The organism is Vicinamibacterales bacterium (assembly GCA_035699745.1).
GTDB lineage: Bacteria > Acidobacteriota > Vicinamibacteria > Vicinamibacterales > 2-12-FULL-66-21 > JAICSD01.
This window is the reverse complement of the sequence record DASSPH010000053.1, coordinates 1-7224: the sequence shown is the minus strand read 5'-3', so window position 1 is coordinate 7224 and position 7224 is coordinate 1. Positions and strand designations below refer to the sequence as shown.

Below are 7224 nucleotides of genomic sequence, written 5' to 3'. Positions count from 1 at the left end.
CGCTCGCCGTCGGGCGGAGAGTTCGGCCCAATGCCCGACAGGGAGCGAAGCGACTCTCTTCCTTCCCTCCGCCCGACAGGGAGCAAAGCGACTCGCTTCCCTGCCCTGAGCCCTCTGCCCGACTGGGAGCGAAGCGACCCTCTTCCAGCCCCCTTGCCCGACAGGGAGCAAAGCGACTCGCTTCCCTGCCCTGAGCCCTCCGCCCGACAGGGAGCGAAGCGACTCTCTTCCCTGCCCTCAGCCCTCTGCCCTCTGCCCTACAGGGAGCGAAGCGACTCTCCTAAATAGCCATGACATCGAACTGTTCGTGATGCAGGTGTGCATCCGGGCGGATCGTCACGGGCCGGCCGAGCACCTGCTGCAGTTCGCGCAGCACCGCGCTCTCCTCTTCCTTCAGCGCCCGGGCGATGTCCGGGTTCACCCGCAGCAGCACGCCGTGTCCGTCGAGGTCCTGCCCCACCTTCTTCAGCTCGGTCAGGATCTCGAAGCAGATCGTCGCGCTCGACTTGATCGAGCCTGACCCGGAGCAATACGGGCAGGGCTCGGTGAGCTGACGCTCGAGGCTCTGCTTCACGCGCTTGCGCGTGACGATCACCAGGCCGAAATCCGACACCTGCAGCGCCTTGGACGGCGAGCGATCCTTGCGCAGCTCCTTCTCGACCTCCTGGAAGACCCGCTGCCGGTTCTTCTTCTCCTCCATGTCGATCAGGTCGAGCACGATGATGCCGCCGAGATCGCGCAGCCGGATCTGCCGGACGATTTCCTTCACCGCTTCCAGGTTGGTCTTGACGATGGTGTCTTCGAGCCGGCCGCTGGACTTCTTGCCGACGTAGCGGCCGGTGTTGACGTCGATCGCGACCAGCGCCTCGGTCGGATTGATCACCAGGTAGCCGCCCGATTTCAGCCACACCTTGGGGCGGAGCGCCTTGTCGATCTCCGCCTGGATGCCGTATTCCTCGAAGATCGGGTAGTCCTTGGTGTAGAGCTTCACCCGCGGCAGCAGCGACGGCATGATCCGCTCGACCAGCTGCGTCACCCGGCGGTACTCGGCCTCGTCGTCCAGCCGGATGGCGGTGTAGTCGTCGGTCAGCATGTCGCGCAGGAGCTTGGTGACGAGGCTCTGCTCCTGGAACAGCACCGCCGGCGGACGGCGGTTCTCCATCTTGCTGCGCACCTGCGTCCAGATCTCGTGGAAGTACGACAGGTCGCTGACGATGTCGGCCTCGGAGCGTCCGGCGGCCGCGGTGCGGATGATCACGCCGCCGGTGAAGCCGTGCTGCTCGCGGAACTGCCGGACGATGCCGCGCAGCCGGCTGCGCTCCTCGCGCGACTCGATCTTGCGCGACACGCCGACGTGATCGACGGTCGGCATGAAGACCAGGAAGCGCCCCGGCATCGTGACGTGGGACGTCAGCCGCGCGCCCTTGGTGCCGAGCGGCTCCTTGACGACCTGGACGAGGACTTCCTGCCCTTCCTTGAGAAGGTCCTCGATTTTGGCCTGCGGCGGCTCCTTGTCCCGATCGCGGTCACGGTCGCGGCCTCGCCGCTCGGGCGTCTTGGCCGGCGCGGGACTTTGCTCGGGTCCCGCCCCCTCGGCGCGAAGCGGGTCGGGCGCGGTCCCGACGAGGTTCGCGTCACCGTCAGCGCGAAGGGAGTCGGAGTCCTCCTCGTCACCGGCGAGCTTCTCGAACTCCTCGACGGTGTTGACGACTTCAGTGACGTAGAGAAACGCGTCCCGCTCGAGCCCGATGTCGACGAACGACGACTGCATGCCCGGGAGGACCTTGGACACGCGGCCCTTGTAGATGTTGCCGACCACGCCGCGCTGATTCTCGCGCTCGATGAAGATCTCGACGACCTGATCGTCCTCGAGAATCGCCACGCGCGTGTCGTGCGCGCCCGAGGAGATGATCATCTCCTTGTTCATTACCTGGACTCCAGCCGCGGATCAGCGCCATGAGGATGTACAGCATGTTGATCCGCCTAATTCGTGAAGCGCCTCATCCGGACATTCAGGATGAGACCGAAACCGGCAAGTGTGGCGATGAGCGAGGAGCCGCCGTAGCTCATGAGCGGCAGCGTAATCCCCTTGACCGGCGCCAGACCGGCCGACATCGACACGTTGTAAATCACCTGGAACGCGAACCCCGAAATGATGCCTCCCACCAGATACGCGCCGAGGCGGTCCTTGGCCAGCCGGGCCGCCTCGAGAGATCGCAAGATCACGAACAGATACAGCCCCAGGGCGGTGAGCACGCCGATGAACCCCTGCTCCTCCGCGAGGACCGAGAAGATGAAATCGTTGTGCGCGACGGGCAGGAACTTGTACTGCCCCTGCGTGCCGTTGCGGAACCCCTTGCCGGTCAGGCCGCCCGAGCCGACGGTGACCCGCGCCTGGATGGTCTGATAGCCGGCGCCGCGCGGATCCTGCTCCGGATCCATGAAGGTGACGATGCGGGACTTCTGGTAGTCCTTGAGCGCAAACTTCCACGCCACCGGGGCCGCCAGCACCGCCGCCATGGCGAGCACGGCGAGCAGCCGCAGGCGGAGGCCGGCGAGGAACGCGACGCCGACGAACACCGGCAGCAGCGTCACGGCGGTGCCGAGGTCGGGCTGCTTGGCGATGAGCAGCAGCGGGATGCCGGTGAGGATGCCGCCGATCACGAGATCGCTGGTGTTCTTCGCGCCGCGGCGGTTCTCGCCGAAGTACATCGCCAGCATCAGCGCCACGCCGATGCGCGCGAACTCGGAGGGCTGCAGGTGGAACGGTCCGATCGGGATCCACCGCTGGCCGCCCATCTGCGTCTGCCCCTTGAGGAGCACGAACACGAGCAGCACCAGCAGGCTGCCGTAGAGGAACAGCGAGTGCTCGGCGAACACGCGGTAGTCGATGGCGAGACAGATGAGCAGCGCGATCAGGCCGATGCCGAGCGCGTAGCTCTGGGTCCACACCTGCTGCGCGGCGCGGCCCCCGGTCGGCGTGATGATGTAGGTGGTGCTGTAGACCATGGCGACGCCGATCCCGGCCAGCAGCAGGATCGCCGCCAGGAGCAGCCAGTCGACGTGGAAGTACAGCCGCCGTTCGAACATGACGCTAGTGCTGGCCCGCGCCGGTCCGCGCGAACCGATCGCTCAGATCGAGACGCATCTGCTCCCGCGTCGGCGGCGGCGGCAGCGGCCGCCCCTCCTTCTTCGCGAAGTAGGTCTCGAGAATGTGCCTGGCGACCGACGCCGCGTTCGCGCTGTGGATGCCGTGCTCGAGGAAGACGACGCCGGCGATCTCGGGATTGTCGCGCGGCGCGAAGAACGTGAACCAGCCGTGGTCGCGCAGGTTGCGGTTGGTGCGCGCGGCGGCGCGCCCCTGGAGCGAGATGACCTGGGCGGTGCCGGTCTTGCCGCAGACGTCCTTGCCGGGGATGGCGGCGCGCCGCGCCGTGCCGGCGCCGCCGTTGACCACCAGCCACATGCCTTCGCGGATCGCCTGCAGCTTTTCCGGCGTCACTTCGACCTGCGACTGCGGCTTCGGCGCCGGCACCGGCTTCAACCCGGTCCCGTCGTCGACCGCCTTCACCAGGTGCGGCGTCACCCGCGTCCCGCCGTTGGCGAGCGTCGCGGTGTAGACCGCCAGCGACACCGGCGTCACCGACACCTGGCCCTGTCCGATCGAGACCGAGATCGTCTCGCCGGCGTACCACTTCTTCTCCCGGGTGTACTTCGCCTTCCACTCGGTCGACGGGACGAGGCCCGACAGCTCGTTCGGCAGGTCGATGCCGGACTTGACGCCGAGACCGAACAGCGTCGCCCACTTGTTGATCCGGTCGACGCCGAGCATGTTGCCGACGGTGTAGAAGTAGACGTCGCACGACTGCTCGATGGCATGCGCCAGGTTCATCGAGCCGTGGCCGGTCGCCTTGTGGCAGCGGAAGAACCGTCCGTAGAAGGTCTGGCCGCCGCCGCAGTAGACGTGGAAGTTCGGGGTGATGATGCCTTCTTCGAGGCCCGCCAGCCCCACCGCCATCTTGAACGTGGAGCCGGGCGAATAGGTGCCCTGCAGCGCGCGGTTCTGCAGCGGCTTGAGCGGATCGTTGATCAGCGCGCTCCACGTCGAGCGGTCGATGCCGGCGGTGAACGCGTTGGGATCGAACGAGGGACGGCTGGTGAACGACAGGACCTCGCCGTTGCGCGGATCGAGCACGACGGCGGCGCCGTCGAAGCCGGTCGCCGCGAAGCCGTCCTCGGTCGCCTTCTGCACGTCGGCGTCGATGGTGAGCTGCATCGGGCGGCCGGTCGTCGGCGGCAGCTCCTCCAGCGGACGGATCTCCCGGCCGACGCTGTTGACGACCACCACCTTGTTGCCGTCCACGCCCATCAGCTGCTTGTTGTACGCGAGCTCGAGCCCCGCCTGGCCGACGATCGTTCCAGGCTCGATGTCCTTGTAGTCGGCCCGCTGCAGCTGCGGCTCGGTGACCTCGCCGACATAGCCGAACAGGTGCGCGCCGACGGCGCTCGCGGGATACTTGCGCGACGGCACCTGCTGATAGAAGACGCCGGGCAGCTCGAGACGGCGCGCGTACACCGCCGCGACCTGGGCCTCGGACGCGTTCTCGATCAGCACGATCGGGCGGAAGCTCGGCTCGCGGCGGCGGCGGTTGACGACATCCTCCAGCTGCTCGCGGTCCACGCCGGTGGCGAACGCCACGATCCGAAGCACGTCGCCGATGTTCTTGGTCTGCTCGCGGACCAGCGCGATGTTGAAGGTGCTCTGGTTCTCGACCAGCACCTTGCCATGCCGATCGAGCAGCACCCCGCGCGGCGCCGGCAGCGGCAGCCGGCGCAGCCGGTTGTTCTCGGCCATCTCGCGGAACTTCTCGTGCTGGCCGATCTGGAAGATCCAGAAGCCCACCGCAAGCAGCGCAAAGGTGCAGGCGACGATGTACTGCAGGACGCCGAGCCGCAGGGTCAGACTGCGCCGATCGTCCGGCATCAAGTTGGTGGTCATGCTCAGAATCTCCGCTGCGACAGCGTCGATCGGCCGGTGCGGCGGCGCTGCGCCGCTTCCGGCCCCTTCTCCACGATAAAGAATGCCACGATCCCGAGCAGCGCGTTGGCCAGCGCCTGTATCAGCACCGCGGACCACTGCAGTGCCAGCGGCCGTCCGCCAATCAGCGCGTGCAGCCCCTCGAACACCACCTGGTGGACGACCGTCGCGGCGGCGAACATCACCAGCCGCGGCACCGTCGTCGACAGGTTGAACTGGGCGGACAGGACGCCGACGAAAAAGCCGATCACGGTTTTCGTCATCCCGCCGAGCCCGACAATCCCGCCCGCCAGCGCGTCCTGCGCCAGGCCGCCGATCATGCCGACCAGCGTCCCGGTCACCGCCCCGTACGAGAGCGCGAGGAACACGACCGCGACCAGCACCAGGTTGACCGCGATGGCGCCGCCCGTCAGCATCCCCGACAGCGTCGTCTGCAGCGCGAGCGCGCCGACGATCCCCAGGACCACCGCCGCCGACCTCACTTCGGCCCGCCGGGCTTCGCCGGCTCGGCGGGCTTCACCGGTTCTTCGACCGTCGCCGGCCGCGCCGGCGCCATCACCACCAGCACTTCCTCGATCCCCGAGAAGTCGACCGTGGGCCGCACCTCGATCGTGTAGTAGAGGCCGCTGCCCCGCTCCGCCTTCTCGATCCTGCCGATGGCGTAGCCCTTCGGATAGATCCCGTCGACGCCGGAGGCGACGACCGCGTCACCGGGCTGGACGTCGGCCAGGTTCGAGACCAGTTCCATGCGCAGCGGCGGATTCGATTCGGCGCCGACCACCATGCCGCCGGTGCGCGTGCGCTCGATGATCGCTCCCGCGGCGGCGTTGCGATCGATGATCAGCTGCACGCGCGCCGCATGCCGTGCCACCGGGCCGATGACGCGTCCGACCACGCCGCCGGGCGCGATCACCGCCATGTCGGGCAGCACGCCGTCGGCGCTGCCGCGATCGATCGTGATCGTCCGCATGATCGGATCCGGGTTGCCGGCGATCACCTCCGCGGCCAGCGTCGGCACCGTCGCCTGCGACTTCAGATCCATCAGCGCCTGCAGCCGCTGCGATCGCGCCGCCAGCGCGTGCTCCTGCTGCAGCTGCACTTCCAGCTCGGCGACCCGCTTCTTGAGCGCGTCGTTCTCCGCTTTCACGCCGCGCAGGCCGATGTAGTTCCCCCAGAAGCCCTGGCCGCCCTTCACGAAGGAGGCGGTGCCGTGCTCGATCCGCGAGAACACCTCGAAGGTCACCGCGTTCAGCGCCCGCACGCCGGACTTGGTCTGCACCTGCGCGGACACCAGCAGGATCTGCGCGATCATCGCGCCGAAGAAGATCCAGCCGGTCCGCTTGCGGATGTCAAGCATCGATTTGATCTGAGGGGCTCCGCCCCTCAGACTCCCCTACACGCGCGCCCGCTCGCGTCTGTGGTCCGCGGCATCAATCGATCGAAATCTTCCGCAGCAGGTTGAAGTCCGAGAGCATGCGGCCGGCGCCGAGCACCACCGACGACAGCGGATCCTCCGCCATCGCCAGCGGCAGGCCGGTCTCTTCGCGCAGCCGCTTGTCCAGGTTCTTCAGCATCGATCCCCCCCCGGTCAGCACGATGCCGCGGTCGACGATGTCGGCCGAGAGCTCGGGCGGCGTGCGTTCCAGGGCGACGCGCACCGCGTCGACGATCACGTTCACCGTCTCGGCGAGCGCCTCGCGGATCTCTTCGTCGGTGATGGTGATCGTCTTCGGCACCCCCTCGATGAGATGCCGCCCCTTGATCTCCATCGTCATCCGCTCCTCGAGCGGGAACGCGGAGCCGATCTCCATCTTGATCGCTTCGGCGGTGCGTTCGCCGATGAGCAGGTTGTAGGTCTTCTTGATGTACTGGATGATCGCCTCGTCCATCTCGTTGCCGGCGACGCGCACCGCCTTGCTGTAGACGATGCCGGCGAGCGAGATGACGGCGATGTCGGTGGTGCCGCCGCCGATGTCGACGATCATGTTGCCCGACGGCTCGGTGATCGGCATCCCGGCGCCGATCGCCGCGGCCATCGCTTCCTCGACGAGATACACCTCGCTGGCCTTGGCGCGGTAGGCGCTGTCCTTGACCGCGCGCTTCTCGACCTGGGTGATCTCGGAGGGGACGCCGATGACGATCCGCGGGCGCACCCAGACGTTGCGGTTGTGCGCCTTCTTGATGAA

The 7224-nt window shown here is 67.5% G+C and carries 6 protein-coding genes; all 6 read right to left on the bottom strand.

What is annotated here, in order from left to right:
* Positions 1-280 precede the first annotated feature (280 nt).
* Positions 281-1927 carry an Rne/Rng family ribonuclease gene (locus VFK57_11470; protein HET7696320.1) on the bottom strand — a complete coding sequence of 549 codons (1647 nt, stop codon included), beginning with the start codon at positions 1925-1927 and terminating at the stop codon, positions 281-283.
* 56 nt (positions 1928-1983) lie between these two features.
* On the bottom strand, positions 1984-3090 hold the full coding sequence (gene rodA, locus VFK57_11465; GenBank protein HET7696319.1) for a rod shape-determining protein RodA: 1107 nt from the start codon (positions 3088-3090) through the stop codon (positions 1984-1986).
* Between the two features lie 4 nt (positions 3091-3094).
* Positions 3095-4999, bottom strand: a complete 1905-nt coding sequence (gene mrdA, locus VFK57_11460; protein ID HET7696318.1) for a penicillin-binding protein 2 — start codon at positions 4997-4999, stop codon at positions 3095-3097.
* A gap of 2 nt (positions 5000-5001) precedes the next feature.
* Positions 5002-5520, bottom strand: coding sequence for a rod shape-determining protein MreD (gene mreD / locus VFK57_11455; GenBank protein ID HET7696317.1), 519 nt, complete (start codon positions 5518-5520; stop codon positions 5002-5004).
* Complete coding sequence (gene mreC / locus VFK57_11450) at positions 5517-6395, bottom strand: rod shape-determining protein MreC (GenBank protein ID HET7696316.1); 879 nt, start codon at positions 6393-6395, stop codon at positions 5517-5519. The genes mreD and mreC overlap by 4 nt, the downstream gene beginning before the upstream one ends.
* Positions 6396-6468: 73 nt before the next feature.
* Positions 6469-7224 (bottom strand): rod shape-determining protein (locus VFK57_11445; GenBank protein ID HET7696315.1); only part of this gene is annotated, 756 nt, incomplete at its 5' end.

Bases quoted from the DNA above. Each gene is read 5' to 3' on its own strand.
- VFK57_11470 (HET7696320.1), bottom strand. From the start codon at position 1,927: ATGAACAAGGAGATGATCATCTCCTCGGGCGCGCACGACACGCGCGTG.
- rodA (HET7696319.1), bottom strand. From the start codon at position 3,090: ATGTTCGAACGGCGGCTGTACTTCCACGTCGACTGGCTGCTCCTGGCG.
- mrdA (HET7696318.1), bottom strand. From the start codon at position 4,999: ATGACCACCAACTTGATGCCGGACGATCGGCGCAGTCTGACCCTGCGG.
- mreC (HET7696316.1), bottom strand. From the start codon at position 6,395: ATGCTTGACATCCGCAAGCGGACCGGCTGGATCTTCTTCGGCGCGATG.